The organism is Senegalimassilia faecalis (genome assembly GCF_004135645.1).
GTDB classification, from domain to species: Bacteria; Actinomycetota; Coriobacteriia; order Coriobacteriales; family Eggerthellaceae; genus Senegalimassilia; species Senegalimassilia faecalis.
Genome location: NZ_SDPW01000001.1, coordinates 1,851,950 through 1,875,418, shown reverse-complemented (window position 1 = coordinate 1,875,418; position 23,469 = coordinate 1,851,950). Strand labels below are relative to the sequence as shown.

The following is a 23,469-nucleotide window of genomic DNA, read 5'->3' as shown; positions in this document are numbered from 1 at the left end:
AGATTTCCGGATTCCTGCATGGCGGGAGCCCCGCGGCCTTCGTCTTGGCAAGATTTCTGGATTCCTGTAGCGGCAAATCCCCTCGGAAGCCTGGAATTGGCAAGAATCCGGGGTTCCTGCACCGCTTGGGCCCCTTCGGCGCTACAGGAATCCCGGATTCTTGCCGCGAGGTCCGCTTCTCGGGCCGAAAGCTACAGGAATCCGCTTTTCTTGCCACGACGCCAAGCGCAAGACGGCGCCCGCCGCAGCCGCAGGCGCCCATCAAGATAGCCTTGCAGCGGCTTTTCGATAAAGCGGGCAGGCGGCGGAGGGCCGGGTGGACGCAGCCGAAGGTCGGGGCGAACGAGGCGAGCGCAGAAAGGCCGCCGCCCGAAAGTGGGACAAAGGGACTGTCCCTTTGTCCCATTGTCAGGTTTCGATTACCCTGGCGATGACTTTGAAGGATCGGGCTACAGAAACATCGGATTGTTGCCAAACAACGACCGAACTTGCCGACAAGATACAGAACAAGAGAATTCTTGCCAAAGCGAACGTGGAAACGGCCGAATACCTCCGAACAAGCCAGTCCGCATCGACATCCCATCCGTCTGCACGCTCTGATGACGGGAAGGGAAACAGGAGGTTGCGCATGAATTTGCTGACGAGAAGCCGCTTTTGGGATGTTGTTCACGCCGCGCTGGTGGCGGCGGCGCTTCTTGTTGCCGGGTGTTTGGCCGGGTGCGCCCAGACGGCGGCCGAACCCGCTGCGCAACCGGAAACGGTCGCACAGCAGGCCGCGCCTGTCGAGGGCGACGGCGCCGAGGACGAAGCGCCCTCCCCAGCCGCAGGCGGCGTTGCCACGCCGTCGAGCGCCGAAGCGCTGCAGGTGGTGGGCACGCAGCTGTGCGACCAGGCCGGCAATCCCGTGCAGCTGCGCGGGGCGTCCACGCACGGCCTTGCGTGGTACCCGGGCTACGTCAACCCCGCCTTCTTCACCGAGCTGCGCCGCGATTGGAACGCGAACGTGGTGCGCCTGGCTCTGTACACCGCCGAAAACGGCGGCTGGTGCGAAGGCGGCGGCCGCGACGAGCTGTACAACCTGGTGCGCGACGGCATGGCAGCGGCGGTGCGCGCTGGGCTTCCCGTGTTCGTCAGCGAATTCGGCATCTGCGACGCCAGCGGCAACGGCACCATCGACTGCGCGTCGGCCGATGCCTGGGTAGCAACCATGAACGATTTGGGCGTCAGCCACACCTGCTGGAACCTTTCGAACGAAGACGAGGCATCGGCGCTGTTCAAAAGCACGTGCGGCAAAACGTCGGGCTTCACCGCCGACGACCTGTCCGAAGAAGGCACCTGGCTGTGGGACGTGCTTCATAGCGAAGGCGAAAGCGCCGCAAGCGCAACAGGCGCGGCAGCTGGCACGGCAAACACGACAGCGGGGTCAGCCGCTTCCGCAAACGATTCGGGTTCTGCCGCGGCCGGCGATGTGTTGCACAGCAGCACCGGCACGTTCGACTGGACCGCCACGGTGGCCGACCGGTGGGAAGCCGACGGTCAAAAGTTCTTCCGCTATGTAATCACCGTCACGAATAAGGGCGATAGCGCCGTGACCAGCTGGAACGTGCGACTGCCGCTAAGCGGAACCGTTACCATCAGCGATTCTTGGAATGCAACCGTTTCCGTCGACGGCACCGAGCTAACGCTGGATTCCGTCAGCTACAACGGCACGCTTGCCCCGCAAGCCACCGCCCAAGACATCGGCTTCATCCTAAGCGGCAACGCCATACCAAGCTCCGGCCCCATAACGGGTTAGACACCCGTCATTTCCGCAACACGCAACCTAAGCAGCACCAAATCTGCCGCTGAGCCCACCCCACATCGACGGCGTATTTCACGGTCGCAATGAATTATACTATTGAAATCATCACCATTTTCCGTTTAAGGAGGTTCGAATGAACGCCTCTAACAAATCCCGCTCTACCAACAGTATGTCTCGAGAAGAGAAGCTAGCCATATGCACCAGAGAGCTCTACTCTCACGAACAGTTCATTCAGAATTTCAAGCAAGACTTAAATGAGTTATTATCCGCGCAGGATTTCATGAACCTTGTGCGCTCAATCAGCACAGGAAAAGATTCGAACGGAATGTTCTCGGGATATAGAAGTCCGGAGATTCAGCGATTCAAACAAACCCTGAACCAAGCAATGCGCGATGCGCAAGTCTACTTCAAATTTACCGCCTATCATCGAATCGCAGACCGCATGCAGTCACTAGGAGCAACTCAAAAATCAACTGCTATTTCGGTTTTCTACGCAGTCTGGCTTCTATCTCTCAAAAGCGCTACCGGCGGTATTAAAACGACCGCTACGTGTAATTCCCCTGCAAATGATCACTCCGCAGCAGCTTTCGAGCAAAGCGATGAACTCGTTGATTTCAGGCTAAAATGGCCAGCTCAGTACCGATGCGAAGATGGACATTACGTCCGCTCGAAAAACGAGATGCTCGTTGACAATTGGCTATTCAGTCACAGAATTTGCCACGCTTACGAAAAAGCGGTCTTCTCAAGCTCTGATAGCACGAATTATTGCAGCGACTTCTTCATTCCGTCTCGCCAGCTATTTATCGAAATATGGGGACTAGGCACCCAGGAATATCTTCAGCGAAAAGAGCGCAAGATTCATTTCTATCAATCAAATGGCTACCAGCTTCTTTCGATAGAAGACAAGGATGTACGAAACCTCGATGACATTCTCTCTAGGACCTTCAGCAGATAGATGCGGGAGTGAAGCAGCGCTAATTGACACTGCCATATTTCTTTTTGTACGAAGCCGAAAAATGTCGAAATCGAGCCGAATCCGAAGCCAAAGAAAGCAAGGACACCGCGCACAACAGCGTTTACTTTTTGTCGGCGCTTCCCTTAAACGATAGTCTTTCATTTAAACGACAATGCATTTTCGACGCGCTACCACCTTCGTAAAATCCACCACCGAAAAACCGAGCAAATATCACTCAGCGGCCTTCGCCGAGTTACCTTCACGCGCCTTGTTGCCCAGCAACGTTGAGATGATCAGCGCCGTTAGCACGAGCGCGGCACCACACCAACCGAGCGGAGTCAGATGTTCACCGAGAACCAGTACGCCAACTACCGAGGCACATGCCGGGTTCGTTGCACACGTCATGCCCGCCTGAACTGCGCTGATGTACTTTTGCGCCACCGGCTGAAACGTGAAACCGAACACGCTGCACACCAGCACCAGCACCAGCACAGCCAGGCAGCCCCATCCTGTGGCGCTTTGCGGCAGCGACGGGGTTTCCAGCGCGAACGTGGCCACTGCGCATACCGCGAACGCGCCGGCCATTTAAGCCACGCCGAGCACGATGGGGTCGCACGCACGCGAGAACCGCGCCGTCACTACGATGAACAGCGCATACAGCACCGCAGCAGCCATGGCGAACCCGTCTCCTGCGCCGATACTGGCATGCGTGCCACACACGGTCAGCAGCGCCACGCCACCAAGTGCCACAAGCGCGCAGCACATCGAGGACGCACGAAGCTTCACGCCGAATAGCGCGGCCGCCGCAAGCGGGACAAGCACCACCGCCGTGTTCTCGATGAATGAAACCACCGTGATATCCGCGATTTTCAGCGCCAGCATCTCACAGAACATGAGCGCCGCCAACAGCCCACCGAGGCCTAGGCCGCGCGCAAGCTCTGCACGCGACGCCGCCAGAAGCTGCTTGCGAAACATGATAGCTAGCAACGCGAATGCAAGCCCGAAACGCAGCGCCAGCAGGCACAATGGCGCCACCTCGCCCAGCAGCGTTTTCGAGAACAGATACGCGATGCTGCGCGCAAGCACCACCAATACCATCAACACTGATGCTTGCATGTGCGTCATGATTGCCCCTTTCCGTGCTTCGAAACTCTCTTTGACGGGTAAACCAGGACAAGGGTACGAAATCATTCGCTATGACAGAAGCGAATGATTGGTAATATGGTTATGACGTTACATCATAGCAAATGGGTGCGCGCGCCGCTGAGGAAGCGCGAAGAGCGTTTGCATTGCACGGAGAACGCGCGCCGCGCATTTTGCAAGAGGCATTCACGCACGCCATAGCCTCGAGGGTGCAAGTAATCGCTCGCTTCCGCATACGCGCCCGCAAAAACTTTCGCCCCGCAACGAACGGCCGGGATATTTACCGGCAAAACCCTAGGAGGAAGACCGCTCATGGATAGCGAGAAATGTCGCGCGCTGGTGACTGCCGTGGAGTTGGGCAGCATGTCCGCCGCGGCGCAGCAACTTGGCTACACTGCATCGGGTATCACGCGCATGGTCAACGCGCTTGAGGCCGAGTTGGGCATAACGCTTATCGCGCGCACCTCGCGCGGCGTGGCGTTAACGTCGGACGGAGTGGCACTTGAACCGTTCCTGCGCGAACTTGCGCTCACCGCCGAACGCGCCCGGCAGCAAGCCGCCGCTGCAAAGGCCTGCTAGAAGGCGAGATTTCCGTAGCTTCCTACTCGAGCACCGCCGCAACGTGGCTTCCCAACATCCTTCGCGCCTTCCAAAGCAGCCACCCTGGCGTGCGCATGCGCACCATGGAAGCGGGCAACGAGCAGCTGGGTGGAGCAGCACACCATCGACTGCGCCATCTTCGCGAAGCGGCCGTTTCGCGGCGACTGGATTCCCCTGCGGCAAGACCCGCTGGTGGTATGGCTGCCCGCCGACCACCCGCGCGCGCACGACGCCGCCTTCCCCCTGCGCGAGCTAGAAGGCGTCCCATTCGTGGAAACAAGCCCGCATCAAAACACCGACACCTCGCAGCTGCTGGCCGCCGAAGGACTGCACCCCGACGTGCGCTGCACCACCACCAGCAGCTACACCTCGTATTGCATGGTGGAAGCGGGTCTGGGCATCAGTATCAACAACAAGCTGATGGCGCAAAACTGGCACGGCAGCGTGGTGGAATTGCCGTTCAACCCACCGCGCTTCGTGGAGCTGGGCATCGCCGTGCCCTCGCTTGCCCACGCATCGCTGGCAACGCAAGAGTTCATAACCTGCACAAAGCAAACGGTGAATGACCTGGGATTATAGGTGGCTTGTGCCATTGTTACCAGCATAAGCGACGGCGAGCATTTCGCGCTGAGATAAAAGCGTCGGAAAGCGAAATTCGCCCCCGAAAAGGAGGGCAGCTCGTTCCCAAAGTCCGCCTTCGTGTGGCGAATTCCGCCCCTACCCGATACTCAATGCCGCTTATGCCCGCATGGCGTTTGCGATGGCTGCGGCGGTTTGAGATTGTTGTTGGGTTGGCGAAATGCTTGCTTCGCCGTCGCCTGCTTGCGGGCCGTAGTCGGCGAAACCGGCGTGGTTGCCGCCCTCGATGACGAGCGTTTGCGCGCCCGCGGGAAGATTCGTCTCGTTCGTAGCCAGCTTACCGCGATTGAGCACGCCATCGGCATTGCCGTATATCACCAGCGCTTTGAGGTTCGTGGTCGACAAATCGCTGGCGGCATAAGCGCCCAGGAAAGCGACGCCTTCGAGCTTGTCGGCGTTGCCGGCAGCGTACTGTGCGCCCATCGCGCCGCCAAGCGAGTGGCCCGCAAGCCACCAATGCTGAACCTGCGGGGCGGCGGCCATAAGCGCATTCGCGGAATCAATGCCGAAAAACGCCAGGTTAAACGGCATGTTCGCGATAACGCAGTACACGCCGCGGTCGGCAAGCTGGCACGCCAGCGGCACGTAGGCCTGCGCGGCCACCTTCGCGCCCGGGTACAGCACCACGCCGTATTCGGAAGCGGGATCGCCCACCGCGATAGATGAGCCATTGTCTGTGATGCGCGCGCCCGCGGAATCTTCGCCGGCAGCAACAAGCGACTGCGCGTCCGAGCCCGCGTGATAGTAGTCGCTTACGTAAACGCCGAAGCCGACCGCGCACAGCGCGATCGCCGCGACAAGCGCAATCGCAGCGCGCCGCGGCCACGCGCGCCCGTTTTTCGAATCCTTCGCCACAGCCATCCCCTTCGCCTTTCGCAATCCCCTGCATTGCCATTCGATTAGTTATTTCTACCATTGACCGACAAGCACGATATCCCATTGCGAGATTGCGAAATGCGCCGAAGCTGAAAAGACACCGACAGCCCACGCACGCGGAAGCATGGCGTTGTTTGCGGGAGGAGGAAATTGGTGGCGCGCCTTCGGCGCTTGCGATTTGGGCACGAGCTTTCGCTCGCACCTACAAAGTGGGTGGTCCGATTGGCAGATGTGGGTAGTAGAAAAAACGTGATGCTGGTGAATTCGCTTGCTCTGACGCTTGACCGGTTGTTACTACCGGTAGCTACGCTAGGGCCACAAGCAAGGGATCGGCGCACCGCGAATCGCGGCTGCGGGCCCTCAGCGCCAAGCCGCCGCACGCGGCCGACGCAACCACACGCAACATCACAAGGAGATGCATATGATTCCGCTCGATTACTCGTACCCCCCTCCGCGTCCACTTCGGCGAGGGCACGACCGCGTAGGCGCTTGACGCCGAGATTGCCCGCATGGGCGACGTGGTGATACTGGCGTTCGACAGCGGTCCCATCAAGCGCAGCGGCCCGTACGACCAGGTGCGCGGCCAGCTGGAAGCCGCCGGCAAAACCGTCGTGGACTTTGGCGGCATCATGCCGAACCCCACGTACGCCAAGGTCCAGGAAGGCGCAGCGCTGGCGCGCGAGCACGGCGTCACCGACATCCTGGCCGTGGGCGGCGGCTCGGTCATCGACTGCTGCAAGGTTGTTGCCGTGCAGGCGCGCGGCAACCTGATGTGGGACTCCGCCATGGCCGAGAACGGCATCTTGAAGCTCGGCCGCATCACCGACTTCCGGGCGCACCAGATCGAGCACCGGCTGGGCGCGTTCACCGATTGCAACCACGGCCAGGGGCTTGCCTGTAAGGAACCCGCCCGCAAGGCAACCACAATAACGAAGGCCTCGCAGTTCCCATCGAACCGCAAGGCCTTTCGCATTCAACCTGGCAAACGACCTGTCCCCTTGTCAGCTTATGTCAGGTTTTACCGGCGCAATGCTGCTCGGGCTTGGATGCATTCGGCGGTAATGCTGATAGCGATTTCTTCGGGGGTTTCCGCACCGATGGCGAGGCCGATGGGCATGTGCACGGCGTCGATGTCTGCCTGCGGGATGCCCGCCGCAAGCATCTGCTGGCGCGCGGCGGCAATCTTGCGGCGCGAGCCGATAAGGCCCACGTAGGCGTGCGGCTGACGAAGCACCTGTTCAAGCACGGCGAAATCAGAGTTGTGACCAGGCGTCATAATGAGAATGAAATCGCGCTCGTCAAGCGATATGGACGCGGCGATGCTGCCGAAATCGCCGCACAGCACTTCGCGGGCGTCGGGGAAATCTTCCGGGCAAGCAAACTCCGGGCGGCTGTCGAACAGCGTGCAGGCGAACCCCACGCGCGCAAGCGCCGCCACGGTGGCGCGCCCCACGTGGCCCCCGCCGAAGACCACAGCGCGCACAGGCATTTCAAGCGGAAGAGCAAGCCAAGCTCCATCGAAGCGCGAGGCCGCGGCGCCCACAGAATGCAACGGCGTCGCATCACAAACCGCAGCCCGGCCGGCTGCGCCGTCATCATCTACGGCGTCAGAACCGTTGCCCAAACTGGCAAATCCACCAGCACCAGCAGTTTCAGTCGCATCGGCCAGCACCGCGCCGCAATCTCCCGCAAGCACCTTGCCATCGCCGTCAACCAGCGCCGCCGCAGCTTCGAACAGCTGCTGGCCTTCGGGGCAACGCAGCAGCAAAGTTGCCGGCGTGCGCTCGTCCAAACAGCGAATGATGGCGGCGGCTAGCTGCGCCCAGCGCGCATCGCCGCCGCGCACGGCCGTGTACAGCAAGCTTGCACTCCCGCCGCACGCCATGCCCAGGTCAGCCACAAGATCAAGCTGTTCGAAGCGCCCGTGGCCGCTGCCCAGCAACGCGCGTGCCTGGGCAATCGCGTGGGCTTCCAGCGCGCCGCCGCCGATGGTGCCGCACGCAAGGCCTTCCGCATCCACCAGCATCTGCGAGCCCGCATGCCGCGGCGCCGAGCCCTTGCCGCCCGCAATGGTAACCAGCACCACATCGCGCCCGTCGGCCAACGCGGCCGCCATGCATTCCGCGATTTCTCGCATGCTCAACCTTCCCGCCTTTCGCCGCCTGACAGTGCGCCGCTTACGTGCAAAATCGCTTCCAGCACGCCACCCGCCACGGCCAGTCCCTTGTCGGAGACCAACGCACAATAGCTGGCATCGTCGCGCGGATCAACGTCTCCGCACTTCAGACCGCGCGAAACCGGCACGCCGTCGGCAACAAGGCCGCGCAGCACGCCCGTTAGCATGGCCACAACCGGCTGGCCGTCCACGAAGGCCACCGCCTGCCCCTGCTCCACGTGATCGCCAATAGCGCACGCCCCGTAGAACACGCCATCGCACGGAGCACGCAAAACACGCTCGCCGGCGAACCCGCCGATAAGCCCGGGAACGGCCGTGTTCGCAAGGGCGGACCCTTCGTAATACACACGGCCAAGCGTGTGCCCGCGCATGGTTTCCACCACCGCATGGCAATCGACGCCCGCCGTGAAACCCGGCCCCACGCCCACCACAACAGGCGCCATGTCGCGGCGCGTGCCCACGTTGCGCTTCGCCAGGATGGCGTCCACCACCACGTCGGGCGCAAGCTCGCGTACGCATGTGCACGCAGGGTCGACCAGCACGGGAACGTCCTGCCCAGCTGCCAGTACGGCTGCCGCTTCGCCGGCATTAGCAACGCGCACAGCGCGCACGCCTTCGACCTGGGCCTCGCCCAGCCGCACGGCCTCGCTGAACGCCACAGTGCGGCGCACCGTCAAGGGCTGCGCGATCTCGGTCATGACCACACGCATGCCGCAGCGGTGCAGACGCAGCGCGATGGCGCTGGCAATGTCACCCGCGCCCCTGATCACCGCAAGCACGCAAACTCACCCCTTCGCAAGCTTCCCGCCACCACGGGCGTGGCCGCCAGCTGCGCCACACGCTCAGCCTGCCGCCACGCTTCGGCGCTTTCGACCTTGTTGATATACAGAATGTCGTGCAGGCCTTCTGCGCCAAGCACCGCGGCCAGCGCCTCGGGCGTCACGGGCGCCTCAACCGGCACGCCCGCCAGCTGCGCGAACAGCTGCGGCCGATGGCACGCCTGCGACACCTGCTCCCCCACACCGTCGATGCCCGCAACGCACACCACCCGGCTCGCGCACGCCGGCACCACCGGCTCGTGGGCCGCGTGCGCCTTCAGCGGCAGATGGCGCGACCCATCGGCCTCCACCAGCACGTAATCGGCCGCACCCGCAAGCGCCTCCCACGCCAGCCCCGGGGCCGCAAGCTTGCCCGGCAACTCGCACAATAAGCCCGCGCACACGACGGGGCTTTCCGCAAACGCGCGTTCAACGGCCGCAAGCGACGCGTCGAGCACCACGGGGCACCAATCGGGCACGTACATCTTCGTGCTGGTGGCCACCAATACGCGCGCGTGCGGCGCCAGCGCGTCGGCCAGCGCACGCAACAGCGTGGACTTGCCGCCCCCGCCGATGATGGCCGTCACCCCCGGCCGAATCTGCAACAGATCGCAAAGAATGCCTACTGCCCCGCCTTCGCCAGCAAAATGTGCTCGGGCAGGATGGGCAGCTCGCGGTGCCACACGCCCGTGGCGCGGTAGATGGCCTGCGCAAGCGCGGGCGCCGGCGTGTTGATGACGATCTCGCCGATGGATTTCGCGCCGAACGGGCCCGTCGGCTCGCACGATTGCTCGAATTCCACGCGGATGCGCCCCACGTCGAGGCGCGTGGGCAGACGGTACGTGAAGAAGCTCGACTCGCGCATGGCGCCGGCTTTCGTGCGCGTAACGTCCTCGAGCAGCGTGTGGCCGATGCCCTGCACGATGCCGCCTTCGGCCTGGATGCGCGCCAGCGCCGGGTTGATGGGCAGGCCGCAGTCGACCACGCTGACGTAGTCGAGCACCTCGACGACGCCGGTTTCGCGGTCAAGCTCGATCTCAACCATGCCCACCATGAACGGCGGCGGCGACACCGGGGACGTGTGCGACGCGGTGGCCTCGGCGGGGATGTCGCAGAACGACTGGCTCCTCTGCGCGATGGCGGCAAGCTCCACCGTCTGCCCCGTGGCCTGCCGCACCACGCGCCCGTCTTCGAACGCCAGCTCGTCGGCCGGGCAGTCGAGCACCTTCGCCGCGATGGCGCACAGGTTTCCCTTCAGTTTGTCGCACGCCTTCTGCACGGCCATACCGGTGATGTAGGTGGTCGACGACGCGTACGAACCGGAATCGTACGGCGACGCGTCGGTGTCGGCGCCGAACACGCTGACATCGTCCACCGAGCAGTCCATGTGCTCGGCCACCATCTGCGCAAGGATGGTGTCGCAGCCCGTGCCCATGTCGGCCGCGCCGATGAGCAGCATAAACGTGCCGTCGTCGTTGAGCTTCACGGTAACCGACCCCACATCAACGCCGGAAATGCCCGAGCCCTGCATGGACATGGCCATGCCGGCGGCGCGCACCTTGCCGCCTCCCATGTCGCGCACGGGGAACTTCGCGTCCCAATCGAACAGCTCGCGGCAGCGCGCCAGGCAGCGGTCGAGCGCGCACGCGTTTGTGACCTCGCCATAGTACGCGGGCATGGCCATGCCTTCGCGCACCATGTTGCGCTCGCGCAGCGCGATGGGGTCCACTCCCAGCTGCGCGGCCAGCTCGTTCACGGCCGTTTCCACGGCGAACTGCCCCTGCGTGGCGCCGAACCCGCGGTACGCGCCGGCCGGTTCGGTGTTCGTGTACACCACGTCGGCCTTGAATTTGAACGCTTCCAGCGAACCGGTGTACAGCGGGATGGACTTGTGGCCGGTCAGGCCCGAGGTTGCCCAGCCGTGCTCGCCGTACGCGCCCTGGTTCGACAGCGTGTCCACGTCGAGCGCGCGAATGCGGCCGTCGCGGTTCGCGCCCAGGCGCACGCGGATCTGCATCTCGTGGCGCGGCGAGCCGCACGTTTGCGCCTCTTCGCGCGTGTAGACGCACATGGCCGGGCGGCCCGTTTTCATGGTGACGAACGCGGGGTACATCTCGCACACGGCCGTCTGCTTCGCGCCGAACCCGCCGCCGATGCGCGGTTTCTCCACGCGGATGCGGCTTTTCGGGATGCCGAGCGCGTGCGACAGGATGCGGCGCACGTGGAACACAATCTGCGTGGACGAGATGACGTGCAGCCGCCCGTAGCGGTCCAGCTCGGTGAACGTGCGGAACGTCTCCATCATAGCCTGGTTGAACGCCTTCGTGTGGTACGTGCGGTCGATCACCACGTCGCAGTCGGCCAGCACGGCCTCAATGTCGCCGTCGGCGTCGCCGGTGGTGGACACGAGGTTGCGTTTGCTGTCGCTGCCCAGGTCGCACAGCATTTTCCAGTCGTCTTCAGGGTGCACCACCACGGGATTGTCCAGCGCGCGGGTGAAGTCGAGCACCGGCTCCAGCACGTCGTAGGTGACCTTGATGCGCGACAGGGCCTTGTCGGCGGCCTGCTCGGTTTCGGCGGCCACGATGGCCACCACGTCGCCGACGTAGCGCACGTGCCGGTCGATGATGAGGCGGTCGTAGGGGCTTGTTTCGGGATAGGTTTGCCCGGCGTTCGAGAAGCGCTGCGTGGGCACGTCTTCCCAGGTGAACACGTCAACCACGCCGTCGACCTTCTTCGCCTTCGACACATCGATGGCCTTCACCATGGCGTTGGCGTGCGGGCTGCGCAGCAGCTTCACCACCAGCGCGTCGGGCACGATGTCGGCCGTGTACACAGGCTTGCCCAGCAACAGCTGCAGGGAATCCTTCTTGCGAACGGACTTGCCCACCTGGCAATATGCGTGGTTACTCATGGCTGCCCCCTTCCGCGCCCGCTTTGCGCGTTGCGGCCGGCGCAGCTGCTGCACCATCTACGCCCGACGCCTTCGGTGAAAGCGCAGCCTCGGGCGCGTCCTGCGCGCTTGATGCAACGTCAACGTTGCCGAGGCCGTCCGCGCCCTCAACGCCTTCCGCGCCCACGGCACCTTCCGAATCTCGCGCGTCCAAAAACGCGCGGATGCCGCACAACTGCCCCACGTAGCCCGAGCAGCGGCACAGGTTGCCGGCAAGGTAGGCCAGAATCTCCTCGTCGGTGGGATCGGGGTTCTCGCGCAGCAGCGCGATGGTGTTCATGACGAAGCCGGGGTTGCAAAAGCCGCACTGCTCGGCGCCCTGGTCGGCGATAAAGCCGACGAACGCGGACGCCTCGTCCTGCAGGCCTTCCAGCGTTTGCACGTTGCGGCCGGCCGCGCGCGCCACCAGCGTGGAGCACGACAGCACGGGCACGCCGTCAAGCAGCACCGTGCACAGCCCGCAGGCCGACGTCTCGCACCCGCGCTTCACGCTGGTGCAGCCATGGGCACGCACGAAGTCGATGAGCAGCATGTCGGCGGCCACGTCGTCGGCGACTTTGCGGCCGTTCAGCGTCAGCTTCACTTCCATCTAGCACACCTCCTCAAGCGCCAAAAGCGCGCGGCGCACCAGCACGGGCACGAGCGCGCGGCGGTATTCCGCGCTGCCCCACATGTTGCCGGACACCACAACGTTCTCGACCGCGAACTGGGCAAACGCAGCGGCACTCTGCTCGGTGACGCCGCCGGCAAGCAAGCCGTGCTCGTCGCGCAGCACCACGGCGCGCGCCGGACGCGAGCCCACCGCCACGCGATATTCGCCTTCGATCACGCCGGCCGCGCAGTTCAGCGACGGCAGGTCGGTGCGCTGCTTGCGCACGGCCCGGTACGCGAACGCGCCGGGGCGCTTGCGCACGATCAGGCGCACAAGCACGTCGTTGTCGTAGCGCATGTTCGCGAACTGCTCAAGCGGCACGATGCCCGCCTGGTGAAGCTCGACGTAGCTGTCCATGGCCAGAAACACGGTGAGCACGTCGGAAAATCCCATGCGCCGCCAGAGGCTGCCGCCCACCGTGGCGCCGTTGCGGAACTGCACGCCCACGATGTCCTTGAGCGCCGCTGCCACCGCGCCGCACGAGTAGGCAGCCAGGCCAACGTGCTGCTCAAGCTGGCGCAGCGTGACCATGGCTCCGATGCGGAACTCGTCGGCGGTTTCCTCGATTTCGTTCAGGCCAAGGTCGCACAAGTCGATGGCGGTGCCGATGGAATGGTTGCCCATCTTCAGCCACATCATGCCGCCGACGATGCGGTTGCGCTTCTTCTGGTTGAGCTCCCACGCCTCTTCGACGGTTTGCGGGCGCACATATTTTTGAAAAGTGATGATGGTACTCGCCCCATTACTTTGAGGTTTACACAAACGGCCCTATTATAGTGTGAACGGCGAATTTCCCGAATCCAAACGGCGCTTTCGCCACCCTGCAACCATCGAATCTGCAAAGGCACACCGATGACCTCGCCTACCGACAAGCCGCTTTCGCACGCATGCATCATCATGGCGTCGGGGTCGGGCACGCGCTTCGGCGGCAACAAGCTGATGGCGAACCTTGCAGGCATGCCGCTGGTAGAACACGTGCTGCGAGCCACCGAGGGGCACTTCGCCGAGCGCGCGGTGGTGACGCGTCACGCCGACGTGGCGCAGCTGGCGCGCAAGGCCAGTGCGCGGGCCGTTGTGCACGACCTGCCGCTGCGCAACGAGGCCGTGGCGCTGGGCATGGACGCGCTGACCTGCTGCGATACCGTCACGTTCTTCCAGGGCGACCAACCGCTTGTTGCGGCGCGCACCATCGACGCGCTGCTTGCCGCCGCCGAGCGCGACCCCGGCTGCATCTGGCGTGCAAGCTTTCGCGGGCAGCCCGGCGCGCCCGTGCTGTTCCCCACCTGGGCCTTCGACGAGCTACGCCACCTGCCGCCAGGCAAAGGCGGCGGCTACGTAGCGAAAGCCCACCCCGAGCGCGTACGAACCGTGGAAGCAGCAAGCCCCTGGGAGCTCTTCGACATAGACACCACCGACGACCTGCGAAAACTGCAGGATCACATCGCCAGATAGCAAAATGCCCCCGCAAGGCCATAAACCTTGCGGGGGCATTCACCGCACTCTTCGCGCACGTGCACCGACTAGATGCTGGCGTCTTTTTGGAACGTTTTCTCGTCCTTGGGCAGCACGATGTTCAGGATGACGCCCACCGCGGCGGCGGCCACGATGCCCGAGCCGCCGAAGATGAGGCTGACCATCTCGGGCGCGCCGGCCAGGATGGCGGGGTTCGCGCCGATGCCGTAGCCCAGGCCCAGCGCCACGGACACGATGCTCAGGTTGCGCGGGGTCAAAGGCTCGCGCGTGATCAGCTGGATGCCGCTGACCACGATGGACGCGAACATGATAACGGCCGCGCCGCCCAGCACCGACTGCGGCATGATCGAAATCAGCGCGCCCAGCTTCGGGCACAGGCCGCACAAAATCAGGAAGATGGCGCCGCACGCCAGGGCCTTGCGGTTGACCATCTTCGTCATGGTCACCAGGCCGACGTTCTGGCTGAACGACGTGTTCGGCAGCACGCCGAACGCAGCGGCAAACGTTGAGCCCAGGCCGTCGCACACCACGCCGCCCGACAGCTCCTTGTTCGACGGCGGGCGGTCCATGCCGCCTTGCGTGACGCCGGAGATGTCGCCGATGGTCTCCACGGCGGTGACGATGAACATCACCAGCACCGGCGCGATGGCGCGCATGTCGAACACGGGTGCCACAGGCATAAGATTGGGAATGGCGAACCACGACGCCGCGGCAACCTTATCCCAGTTCAGTACCCATGCCTTCGTGTATTCGGCGCCGTCGGGGCCAATGCCGGTGGTGGGAAGCACCAGGCCCATGATGGCGGCCAGCACGTAGCCGACGATGATGCCGACCAGAATGGACGATGCGCTCAGAAAGCCCTTCGTCGCGTGCTTTACGGCCAGGATGACCACCAGCACCACCAGCGCCAGGCACAGGTTCTCGGCCGAGCCGAAGTCAACGGCGGTGTTGCCGCCGCCGAACGCGTTCACACCCACGCTGATAAGGCTCAGGCCGATCGACAGCACCACGGTACCCGTGACCACCGGCGGGAAAAACCGCAGAAGCGGGCGCATGAAAAAGCCGATGACCGCCTCGAACAGGCCGCCGATCAGCGACGCGCCCATGATGGCGCCGTACGCCACCAGGCCGCCGCCCATCGATGCGGCCACGGAGTTGAACACGCCGATGAAGCCCGACGACGTGCCCATGATGATGGGCACGCGACCGCCAACAGGGCCGATGCCGAACAGCTGCACCAGAGTGACCACGCCGGCAATCCACATGGCGTTCTGCAGCAGCGACAGCTGCACGTCGGCGAACTCGGCGCCGGCCAGGCCACATGCGCCCGTCACGATGAGCAGCGGCGTCAAGTTGCCCACGAACATGGCCAGGACGTGCTGCAAGCCCAGCGGCACCGCCTGGGACAAGGGCATATCGCCTTCGAACGAGAAGACGCCAAGCGATTTCACCGTGCCGGGCGCGCCCCCCTCGGTTGCAGTAGCGGGCTTGCTTTGGGGCTCCGACGCGCCCTTGGGGGCGGGCGCCGACCCACCTTCGCAAGCCGGCGCTGCCGCGTCGCGCTTTTCCTCTTCCATTTCCACCTCTCTCGAAAAAACCAGGAAAACGTCAAAAAGGTACCACCAACTGACCCCGCGCAGTGCGACACCCGGCCAATTTACACGCAGGTGACAAACACTCGCCAGCACCGCTGCGCGGCTATGCCTTCTTGCGCAGGAACACGCTTTTCTCGGGCAGCTCGTGAATTTCTTCGCGCAGTTCTTCGTCGATGTTGCCGTCGTAGACGTAGTGCTTCGTTTCCTTGCCCACCATGCCGGCGCACAGGAGCACCATGAGGATGTTCGGCAGCGCCATCAGCGCGTTGGCGATGTCGGTGGCCGTCCAGGCCACGTCGCCGACGCCCACGCCGCCCAAAAAGCCCATGCAGATATAAAATCCCAGGTAAAGCGGCACCCAGCGGCGGCCGAACAGGTACAGGGTGACGCGCTCGCCGTAGTAGCTCCAGCCGATGATGGTGGAATAGGCGAAGCACAGGATGCCCAGCATGAGGATGGGCGCGCCCACGTAGGGGATGGTGGCGAACACGGCGTTGGCGAGCGTGGCGCCGTTGGTGACGCCGGCATCCTGGATGAGCGTGGGGTGGGCGCACAGCGACGAGACGATAACCAAGGCGGTCACGAAGCAGATGACCACCGTGCACCAAAACGGGCCGGTCATGGACACGAGCGCCTGGCGCGCAGGGTTTTTCGACTCGGCGGCGGCGCTGATGAGCGGGGCCGTGCCCAGGCCAGCCTCGTTGGAGAACAGGCCGCGCGCGCAGCCGAACTGCAGCGCCACGATGATGCCGCTGCCCACCGCGCCGCCGAAAGCCGCGCGAGGGGTGAAGGCGCATTCGAAGATCAACATGAACGACTCGCCGATGAACGCCCAATTGCAAACGAGGATATAGGCGCAGCCCAAGATGTACGCAACGCCCATGATGGGCACGAGCTTCTCGCAGATGTTGGAGATGGTTCCCAAGCCGCCCATGATGATGAGCAGGCCGCTACCGCACACGATTGCGGCGACGATCCAAGGCTCCACGCCGAAGTTCGCCTGCGCAACCGAGGTGATGGCGCTGGTCTGCACGGCCGATCCGACTCCGAAGATGGTGAGGCACGCCATGACGGCGAACCAGATGGCCATGAACTTCGCCCACCACGGCACGGTACCGTCGGGGCGCTTGTAGCGCTGCTCCCACACGTGCATGGCGCCGCCCATCATGTGACCTTGGCGGTCCTTCACGCGGTATTTCATGGCCGCGTACACTTCCGTATACTTCGTGGCCATGCCCAGGATACCCGTCAGCCACATCCACAGCACCGCGCCCGGGCCGCCGGAAAGCACGGCCGTGGCCACGCCCACGATGGAGCCGGTGCCCAGCGTAGACGCCAAGGATGTTGCCATGGCTCCGAAGTTGCTGACGTCGCCTTGCGCGCCGTTGTCCTTCGTGACCGAAAGCTTCAGCGCCAGCGGCAGCTTGCGCTGGATGCCGCGCGTGCGGATGGTGGTGTAGATGTGGCAGCCCAAAAGCAGGATGATCATCGGCGGACCCCAAACGGCGGCGTCGATGTTGTTCAAAACCTCAATGTAATCCATGAAATACCTCGTCAAATCCGTGTAAAACGAGGGTTCATTGTACCCCTGCACCCGGTGGCATTTTGTAAACGGTTTATGAAATACGCAATGCGCAGGGCATCCGGCAAAAATGGTGCCATTTCGAAGGGCAAGCCCCCTGCTGCGCGCAAAAATCGCTCATGTATGTGATTTAATTGCGCCACGCCACCTAAAGCAACAACAACTGCTTGCGTTTTCCCAGGTCACAAGCTTGCCGCTCTTCTCGCTAATTCACCAAATCGAGTTAAATCACATACATGAGCGATTTTTGTTCCGTAGGGGGCCCTCGTCACGTCTGCTCCCTTGCCTTGTCCCAAACTCGCTCGAGTTTGGGACTTAACGATACGGCAATGACTTCCAGGCAAACTTGTGTGGCGTTTTCCCAGTTCAGTAACATGCAGGTTCAATGCGGATCGTGCGCGAGTTAACAAGCCCAAACTCGAGCGAGTTTGGGACAAGACGCCCGATTTTCGCCACGATGCAGAGAGGGCGGTCCGAACCTGGCAAATGCCCCTTGTCATGGGGAAGTTCATCCACGACAAACGACCTGCCCCCTTGCCGGATTCGGGGGTCGTCCCGCTGCTTAGTAGTCTTTGGCGGCTGGGGAGTTCATCCAGGCTTGGCAGAACTCTTCGTAGGCGTCGGCCAGCACGGCTTCGCGGGCGCGGCGCATGAGGTCGAGCAGGAAGTGCAGGTTGTGCACCGACAGTAAAATGGCGCCGAGCATCTCGTTTTGCTTCACGAGGTGACGCAGGTAGGCGCGCGTGTAGCTTTGGCAGGTCGGGCACGTGCAGTTGTGGTCAAGCGGCGTGAAGTCGCGCGTGTATTTCGCGTTGCGCATGTTCATGCGGCCCGTGCTGGAAAACGCGGTGCCCATGCGCGCGGTGCGGGTGGGCAGCACGCAGTCGAACATGTCGACGCCCTCGCGCACGGCGCGCACGAGCGTGGTGGGGTTGCCCACGCCCATAAGGTAGCGCGGCCGGTCCTCGGGGCAGGCGCGCGCCACCTGGCCGAGCGTCTCGAACATGGTCTCGTGGTCCTCGCCCACCGAGTAGCCGCCGATGCCGAAGCCGCCGAAGCGGCGCCCGCCCGCGGCCAGGCTTTCGTCCTCGATCTGCCGCAAGCGGCGGATGCTTTCCATGCGCAGGTCAAGCTCCATGCCGCCCTGCACGATGCCGAACAGCGTCTGATCAGGGCGTTTGTGCGCGGCCAGGCAGCGGCGCGCCCAGTTCGCCGACAGGTCCACGGCGTTGGCCACGAAGCTGCGCTCGGCCGGGTACGGCGTGCACTGGTCCAGCTGCATGGCGATGTCGGCGCCGATCTGCTCCTGAATGTGCATGTTGGACTCGGGCGTCCAGCGCACGTAGCTGCCGTCGTAGATGCTGCGGAACGTCAGGCCATCGGCGTCAAGCTTGAGCGTGTCGGCCAGGGAAAACACCTGGAACCCGCCCGAGTCGGTAAGCATGGGGCCGTCGTAGTTCATGAACTTGTGCACGCCGCCGGCCTCTTCGACCAGGTCGGCGCCCGGGCGCATGGACAGGTGATACGTGTTGGCCAGCACCACCTGGGACTGCAGGTCGTGCAGCTGGTCGACCGTGATGCCCTTCACCGTGGCCGACGTGCCCACGGGCATGAACATGGGCGTGCGGAACGTGCCGTGCGCCGTCTCGTACGAAAGCGCGCGGGCGTGGCCGCTTTGCGCCTCGATGGTGCAATCGAACAGGGCCATGGGCTAGTCCTCCATCCCGTTGATCACGAAGCTGGCGCCGCCGGAGCGACCGGCTTCCTCAAGCGTTTTCGCACCGCCGGCCGTGCCGTCCTCGATGCCGTTGGCCGCAAGCGCGCGCTCGCGAGCGACAGCGGGCACAAGCGCATCGCCGACGCCCTGCGCGGGGTCGCCGCACACAGGCAGCGTTTCCACCCAGTTCGCGAACTTCTCGAGCGAGCCGTGGCGCACGCTGAACACCTCGAAGCCCACCGGGTCGATAAGGAAGTCGGTGACCAAAAACGCATCGCAGCCAAGCTGGCAGGCCGCCAGGTCTTCCTTCGTGTTGTTGCCCACCATCAGCGCATCGCGCCCATCGACGCCGACGGCGGCCAGATTTTCCGCATAGTAATTCGGCTTGGGCTTGACGGCCGTGGAGTTCTCGTACGTGGTGATGCGCGCGAAGGCCGCCGGATCGACGCCGGCCCAGGTCAGGCGCCACTCCACGGCGCGGCGCGGGAACATGGGCATGGTGGCCAGCACCAGCGGGTAACCTTTGGCGGCAAGCGCGTTGATGGCGCGCGCGGCCGCGGGGTTCGGCTCCACGTCGTCGCCGAGCTTGCCGAACTCGTTCTCGTAGAAGTCGGTGATGGCGTCGGTGAGCGTTTCAGGCATGACGCCGTCGGGCAGGTCGATGGCGGCCAAAAACTCCGGCCAGAACGACTCGGCGTTCGCATGGCCCGTATCGTTAGTGGCCATGGCGGTGATGCCGCGCTTCATGCCGGCCATGAACTGGTCGGGCGCGATGCCCATGCGCGCCACATAACCGCCAAGCGCGGCGAAATAGCGCTTCATGAACGCGTCGACGTCCATGGGAAGCAGCGTGCCGTCAAGGTCGAAGAAGACGGCGCGGTAGGTTCTTTTCTCCATATGATGTGCCTTTCCGCAAGCTTGCCCGAATGGGCTTGCCGCAGGTGGGTTGCATAATTGCCTGCGTGGTAGTATAGGCGAAGCGCCGCGGCGGCGACGCAATACCCATCGAAAAAGGAGTTCGAATGAAACTGTTGCTGCATGCGTGCTGCGGGCCGTGCTCGCTTGAGCCCACGCGCCTGCTGAAGGCCGCCGGGCACGACATCACCATTTACTATGCGAACTCCAACATCCACCCCGCCGAGGAATACCAGCACCGGCTGGCAACGCTGCGCGCGTGGGCCAGCGCGGAAGGCTTCGATGTGCTTGAGGGGCCGTACAACCCTGCGAGCTGGGAAAACGTGTGTGGGCGCATCGGGGACGCGGCCATTGCGGACGTAGAGCGCCAGCGCACAGGGGCGGCCGCAAGCAGCCGGTTGCAATCGGTTACCGGCACACAGGCGGAAGAAGGCGGCGAAGACGAGCGCGCGGACTTGGAAGCCGCATCCGCTGCAAAAGGTGCTCGTTCGCAGGCAGATGTCCATGCCGCGGCCGTCGCAAGCACGTGCGGCGGAAACAATGGCGCCGAACACGCTTCGCAAGCCAGCCTCACTGACTCCACCCCCGCAGGCGAACACGTCAATTCGAACGCGCCGGCCGAGAGCGCCCCTTTGCGCGCGGCCGTGCTTTCCGTGGACCCCGCGCGACGCGAAGCCCGCTGCCGCGCGTGCTATCGCATGCGCCTGGAAGAGACGGCGCGCGTTGCGGCCGAGCGCGGGTTCGACGGCATCGGCACCACGCTTTCGGTCAGCCCCTACCAATATACCGACGTCATTCGCGAAGAGGTCGAGCGCGCCGCAGCGGGCGCGGGGATCGCGCCCGTGTTCGAGGACTTCCGCCCCTACTACGACGAGGCCACGCGCCGAAGCCGCCAGCTAGGCATGTACCGGCAGAACTTCTGCGGCTGCCGCATCAGCGACTTGGAAGCCGCCGCCGAACGAGCCGAACGCAAGGCCGAGCGCGCCGCAGCGAAGGCCGCCGAACGCGCGGCCCATGCCAGCGAGCACGCCGCCGAACAAGCCGCCCGCGCCCGTCACAAGGCCGAACGCGCCGCCTACGACCAAAAGCAAGCCCGCAAACGCGCCATCCTCAAAGCTCTACGCGAACAGGGGAAATAGCCGAACGCCGCAACAGACCGCGCCCGCCTAATCTGAAAATACCGCAGGTTTTCACCGGCTGTAACAATCGGCTGCTATGCTGGCTTCGTTCAACATCCCCGGGGCGCGGCCCCGATTCGCAAGGTGGTATCAACGTGGCGTTTGCCAAAATCAAGCAGCACTACGAAGTGGTGGTGGCGTTTTGCTGCTTTCTTATCCTGTTCACCAACATCGGCCTGCCGTCGACGTCGTTTTCCGTGTATCAGCCGTACCTGGTCGACCTGCCGGGAGTGGGGCACTCGGGCGGGTCGATCATCGTGTCCGTGCGCACGTTCGTGTCGCTGCTGGCCATGCTGGTAGTCGGGCGCTACTACGACCTGCTCGATTGCCGCGCCGGCGCGTGCCTGGCGTCGGTGTTCGTGAGCATCGGATTTCTGCTGTATTCGCTGAACACGGGCAATTTTCCCGGGCTGTGCGCCGCGTCGGTGTTCACGGGGCTTGGCTACGGGCTGGGCGGCATGATCGCCTCGACCATGCTTATCAACCGCTGGTTCCGCGTGAACGTGGCCACCGTCGCCGGCGTGGCGGCCGTTGGGTCGGGTGTGGCGGCCGTCATCATCCCGAACTCGGCCGTGGCGCTTATCGACGCGTTCGGGCTGTCCTCGGCGTTCGCGTTCGAGGCGGCGCTGGCGCTGGTGCTGGGTGCCATAACGTTCGCACTTCTGCGAAACGACCCGCGTGACCTGGGGCTGAAACCCTACGAGGGCAAAGCTGGCGAAGGCAGCCAAACCGCCGGCAGCCGCAATGCTGGCGAAGACAAACCCGCGCGCAAGCGGCACGCCAACCGCAACCTGTCGCCGAAGGCCATGCCGCTTCTGCTGGTGGCCATGGTGGCCATCGGCTGCGCATCGGTGGGCGGCGGCAACTACCTGGCCGTGCTGTTCACGTCCGAAGGCTTCAGCGCCGAAAGCGCCGCCGCCATGGTGGCCATCAGCGGCGCGTGCCTGACGGTGGCCAAGCTTGCCAGCGGCGTGGTGTTCGACCGCGTCGGCACGCGCAACGGGTCCATCGCCTTCTTCGCGCTCTACATCGGCGGCACCGCCATTTTGTGCCTGTCGGACATGGGCAACACCGGGCTTGCGGGCGCGGGCGCGTTCATGTTCGGCCTGGGCATGTCGCTGGGCACCGTGGGCATTTCCGTGTGGTCCATCGAGCTGGCGCCGCGCGGCAAGGAAACGCGCACCATCAAGAACTTCCAGGTGTGCTATGCGCTGGGCGGCTTCATTTTCACATTCCTACCAGGCTTTTTGACCGAAGCGTTCGGCACGTACCTCGTGTCGTACGCCATCCTGCTGGCGCTTTTGGTAGTGGCGGCGGCCGTCATCATCAGCATGTACGCAGCAACGGAAAAGCGCGCGAAAGAAGCCGCGTAACCAGGACCTCGGGCGAACAACAGGATGTTGCGACGCCCCTTATACGCAACGTCGCAACATGGCAAGACGGCGGATCGCCTATGGCAAGAATTCGGGAATTCTGTTCCCGAGCAGCGGCTTAGCTGCCCCATTTGGCAAGAATCCACGATTCCTGTACCACCAAAACGTCTCCAACGTTACAGAAGCCTCAGATTCTTACCATTTCAGCCGGAAAATTGGTTCTGCAAGGACATTTCAAGCTACAGAAAACCGCTATTCTTGCCGCAAAACTTTGGCGAGTCGCTCGAAGCTACAGGAATCCAAGATTCTTGCCAACGCAAAACGACCTCTTCGCCCATAGGCATGATAAAATTCGGGTAAGATTTTGAGAGGAGGCGCTTCATGAATATTCGTCCCATTTCAGACTTGCGCAACAAATATGGCGAAGTGGAAAAAGACGTGCGCGAAAGCGGCCCGGTGTTTCTGACGAAGAACGGTTACGGATCCATGGTGGTTATGTCGATGGAACAATTCGAGCACATCAACGGGTCAGTCGAAGATGCGCTCGATGCCGCAGACAAGCAAGCGGCAACGACGACGCAACGTTACACGCACGACGAAGTGTTCTCCTCCATCCGAAAGGGGCTCTCCTATGGACGAGACGCCCGAGCCCTTTAAGCTGCACTACCTGCCGCTGTTCTGGGGCGATCTGAACGACGCCGCGTCCTATATCGCGAACACGCTTGGCAACATGGCCGCAGCGGAGCATCTCATCGACCAGGTGGAAGCGAAGATTCTTGACTATCAGCAGAATCTGACGGTAGCCACGGTTTACCGCTCAAGTCGCCCACGCGCCCAAACATATTATCGGTTCGCAGTAGGAAATTACATGGTGTTCTACGTTGTTGAAGGCGATGTGATGGAAGTCAGGCGCTTTCTGTTCGGCAGTCGCGATTTAACCCGCATGCCGATATAGATGACGGCCCCATCGGTTTCGGCGGAACCTGTCCCCTTGTCAGGTTTTGCCGCTAGATTTCGTAGGGC

22 protein-coding genes and 1 pseudogene are annotated in these 23,469 nt (G+C 63.3%); 10 read left to right on the top strand and 13 right to left on the bottom strand.

From position 1 onward, the window contains the following. Window positions 1–628 precede the first annotated feature (628 nt). Entirely contained in the window at window positions 629–1,795 is a 1,167-nt protein-coding gene (locus ET524_RS07850) for a cellulase family glycosylhydrolase (protein ID WP_161566640.1), read from the top strand. A 139-nt stretch (window positions 1,796–1,934) separates the two neighbouring features. Next, window positions 1,935–2,756, top strand: a complete 822-nt coding sequence (locus tag ET524_RS07845) for a PDDEXK family nuclease (RefSeq protein WP_129424731.1) — start codon at window positions 1,935–1,937, stop codon at window positions 2,754–2,756. 231 nt (window positions 2,757–2,987) lie between these two features. Here the strand turns inward: ET524_RS07845 and ET524_RS07840 are convergent, their stop codons facing one another. Beyond that, window positions 2,988–3,341 (bottom strand): DMT family transporter, encoded by a 354-nt coding sequence (locus ET524_RS07840; RefSeq protein ID WP_129424729.1) that lies wholly within the window; start codon window positions 3,339–3,341, stop codon window positions 2,988–2,990. After that, window positions 3,342–3,881, bottom strand: a complete 540-nt coding sequence (locus ET524_RS07835) for an EamA family transporter (RefSeq protein ID WP_161566639.1) — start codon at window positions 3,879–3,881, stop codon at window positions 3,342–3,344. It lies immediately after the preceding gene. A gap of 330 nt (window positions 3,882–4,211) precedes the next feature. Here ET524_RS07835 and ET524_RS07830 point away from each other — a divergent pair, with 330 nt between their 5' ends. Beyond that, a complete protein-coding gene (locus ET524_RS07830; RefSeq protein WP_129424725.1) occupies window positions 4,212–4,478 on the top strand; it encodes a helix-turn-helix domain-containing protein in 267 nt (88 codons plus the stop codon). A gap of 129 nt (window positions 4,479–4,607) precedes the next feature. Continuing rightward, the gene (locus ET524_RS07825) at window positions 4,608–5,078 is read left to right on the top strand and encodes a LysR family transcriptional regulator substrate-binding protein (RefSeq protein ID WP_161566638.1); all 471 of its coding nucleotides are present in this window, start codon (window positions 4,608–4,610) and stop codon (window positions 5,076–5,078) included. Between the two features lie 159 nt (window positions 5,079–5,237). Here ET524_RS07825 and ET524_RS07820 read toward each other — a convergent pair whose 3' ends face one another. Then, window positions 5,238–5,993 (bottom strand): alpha/beta hydrolase, encoded by a 756-nt coding sequence (locus tag ET524_RS07820; protein WP_161566637.1) that lies wholly within the window; start codon window positions 5,991–5,993, stop codon window positions 5,238–5,240. A 521-nt stretch (window positions 5,994–6,514) separates the two neighbouring features. On the opposite strand from ET524_RS07820, the pseudogene ET524_RS11745 reads away from it, so the two are divergent. Then, window positions 6,515–6,787 (top strand): annotated as a pseudogene (locus ET524_RS11745) (iron-containing alcohol dehydrogenase); the annotation flags it as partial. Window positions 6,788–7,032: 245 nt separating this feature from the next. Here the strand turns inward: ET524_RS11745 and ET524_RS07810 are convergent. From ET524_RS07810 to ET524_RS07785, 6 genes are read right to left on the bottom strand one after another with little or no spacing between them, the layout of a single operon-like run. Next, on the bottom strand, window positions 7,033–8,151 hold the full coding sequence (locus ET524_RS07810; protein ID WP_161566636.1) for an XdhC family protein: 1,119 nt from the start codon (window positions 8,149–8,151) through the stop codon (window positions 7,033–7,035). Between the two features lie 2 nt (window positions 8,152–8,153). Beyond that, window positions 8,154–8,969, bottom strand: a complete 816-nt coding sequence (gene yqeB / locus ET524_RS07805) for a selenium-dependent molybdenum cofactor biosynthesis protein YqeB (protein WP_129424717.1) — start codon at window positions 8,967–8,969, stop codon at window positions 8,154–8,156. Further along, window positions 8,957–9,595 (bottom strand): selenium cofactor biosynthesis protein YqeC, encoded by a 639-nt coding sequence (yqeC, locus tag ET524_RS07800; RefSeq protein WP_201738731.1) that lies wholly within the window; start codon window positions 9,593–9,595, stop codon window positions 8,957–8,959. Before yqeC ends, yqeB begins: the two co-directional genes overlap by 13 nt. Before the next feature lie 35 nt (window positions 9,596–9,630). Beyond that, entirely contained in the window at window positions 9,631–11,922 is a 2,292-nt protein-coding gene (locus ET524_RS07795; RefSeq protein ID WP_129424715.1) for a xanthine dehydrogenase family protein molybdopterin-binding subunit, read from the bottom strand. Continuing rightward, window positions 11,915–12,550 carry a (2Fe-2S)-binding protein gene (locus ET524_RS07790; protein ID WP_129424713.1) on the bottom strand — a complete coding sequence of 212 codons (636 nt, stop codon included), beginning with the start codon at window positions 12,548–12,550 and terminating at the stop codon, window positions 11,915–11,917. Before ET524_RS07790 ends, ET524_RS07795 begins: the two co-directional genes overlap by 8 nt. Next, window positions 12,551–13,321 carry an FAD binding domain-containing protein gene (locus tag ET524_RS07785; RefSeq protein WP_201738730.1) on the bottom strand — a complete coding sequence of 257 codons (771 nt, stop codon included), beginning with the start codon at window positions 13,319–13,321 and terminating at the stop codon, window positions 12,551–12,553. A 144-nt stretch (window positions 13,322–13,465) separates the two neighbouring features. Here ET524_RS07785 and ET524_RS07780 point away from each other — a divergent pair, with 144 nt between their 5' ends. Then, window positions 13,466–14,065, top strand: a complete 600-nt coding sequence (locus tag ET524_RS07780; protein ID WP_129424711.1) for a nucleotidyltransferase family protein — start codon at window positions 13,466–13,468, stop codon at window positions 14,063–14,065. A 68-nt stretch (window positions 14,066–14,133) separates the two neighbouring features. On the opposite strand, the gene ET524_RS07775 is transcribed toward ET524_RS07780, so the two are convergent. From ET524_RS07775 to ET524_RS07760, 4 genes are all read right to left on the bottom strand, one after another. Continuing rightward, window positions 14,134–15,663: a uracil-xanthine permease family protein gene (locus tag ET524_RS07775; protein ID WP_201738729.1), complete on the bottom strand. Its 1,530-nt coding sequence runs from the start codon at window positions 15,661–15,663 to the stop codon at window positions 14,134–14,136. Window positions 15,664–15,784: 121 nt separating this feature from the next. Next, window positions 15,785–17,224, bottom strand: coding sequence for an alanine/glycine:cation symporter family protein (locus tag ET524_RS07770; protein ID WP_129424709.1), 1,440 nt, complete (start codon window positions 17,222–17,224; stop codon window positions 15,785–15,787). Window positions 17,225–17,825: 601 nt separating this feature from the next. Next, a complete protein-coding gene (gene tgt / locus ET524_RS07765; protein WP_129424707.1) occupies window positions 17,826–18,971 on the bottom strand; it encodes a tRNA guanosine(34) transglycosylase Tgt in 1,146 nt (381 codons plus the stop codon). Between the two features lie 3 nt (window positions 18,972–18,974). Beyond that, window positions 18,975–19,877 (bottom strand): HAD family hydrolase, encoded by a 903-nt coding sequence (locus tag ET524_RS07760; RefSeq protein WP_129424705.1) that lies wholly within the window; start codon window positions 19,875–19,877, stop codon window positions 18,975–18,977. A gap of 125 nt (window positions 19,878–20,002) precedes the next feature. Here ET524_RS07760 and ET524_RS11960 point away from each other — a divergent pair, with 125 nt between their 5' ends. The 4 genes from ET524_RS11960 (at window position 20,003) to ET524_RS07740 (ending at window position 23,401) form a co-directional block, all read left to right on the top strand. Continuing rightward, on the top strand, window positions 20,003–21,034 hold the full coding sequence (locus ET524_RS11960) for an epoxyqueuosine reductase QueH (protein WP_236648284.1): 1,032 nt from the start codon (window positions 20,003–20,005) through the stop codon (window positions 21,032–21,034). A gap of 134 nt (window positions 21,035–21,168) precedes the next feature. Next, window positions 21,169–22,446, top strand: a complete 1,278-nt coding sequence (locus ET524_RS07750; protein WP_161566635.1) for an MFS transporter — start codon at window positions 21,169–21,171, stop codon at window positions 22,444–22,446. A 381-nt stretch (window positions 22,447–22,827) separates the two neighbouring features. Then, on the top strand, window positions 22,828–23,103 hold the full coding sequence (locus tag ET524_RS07745; RefSeq protein ID WP_129424701.1) for a type II toxin-antitoxin system prevent-host-death family antitoxin: 276 nt from the start codon (window positions 22,828–22,830) through the stop codon (window positions 23,101–23,103). Further along, on the top strand, window positions 23,078–23,401 hold the full coding sequence (locus ET524_RS07740) for a type II toxin-antitoxin system RelE/ParE family toxin (RefSeq protein WP_129424699.1): 324 nt from the start codon (window positions 23,078–23,080) through the stop codon (window positions 23,399–23,401). Before ET524_RS07745 ends, ET524_RS07740 begins: the two co-directional genes overlap by 26 nt. The last annotated feature ends 68 nt before the right edge of the window (window positions 23,402–23,469 follow it).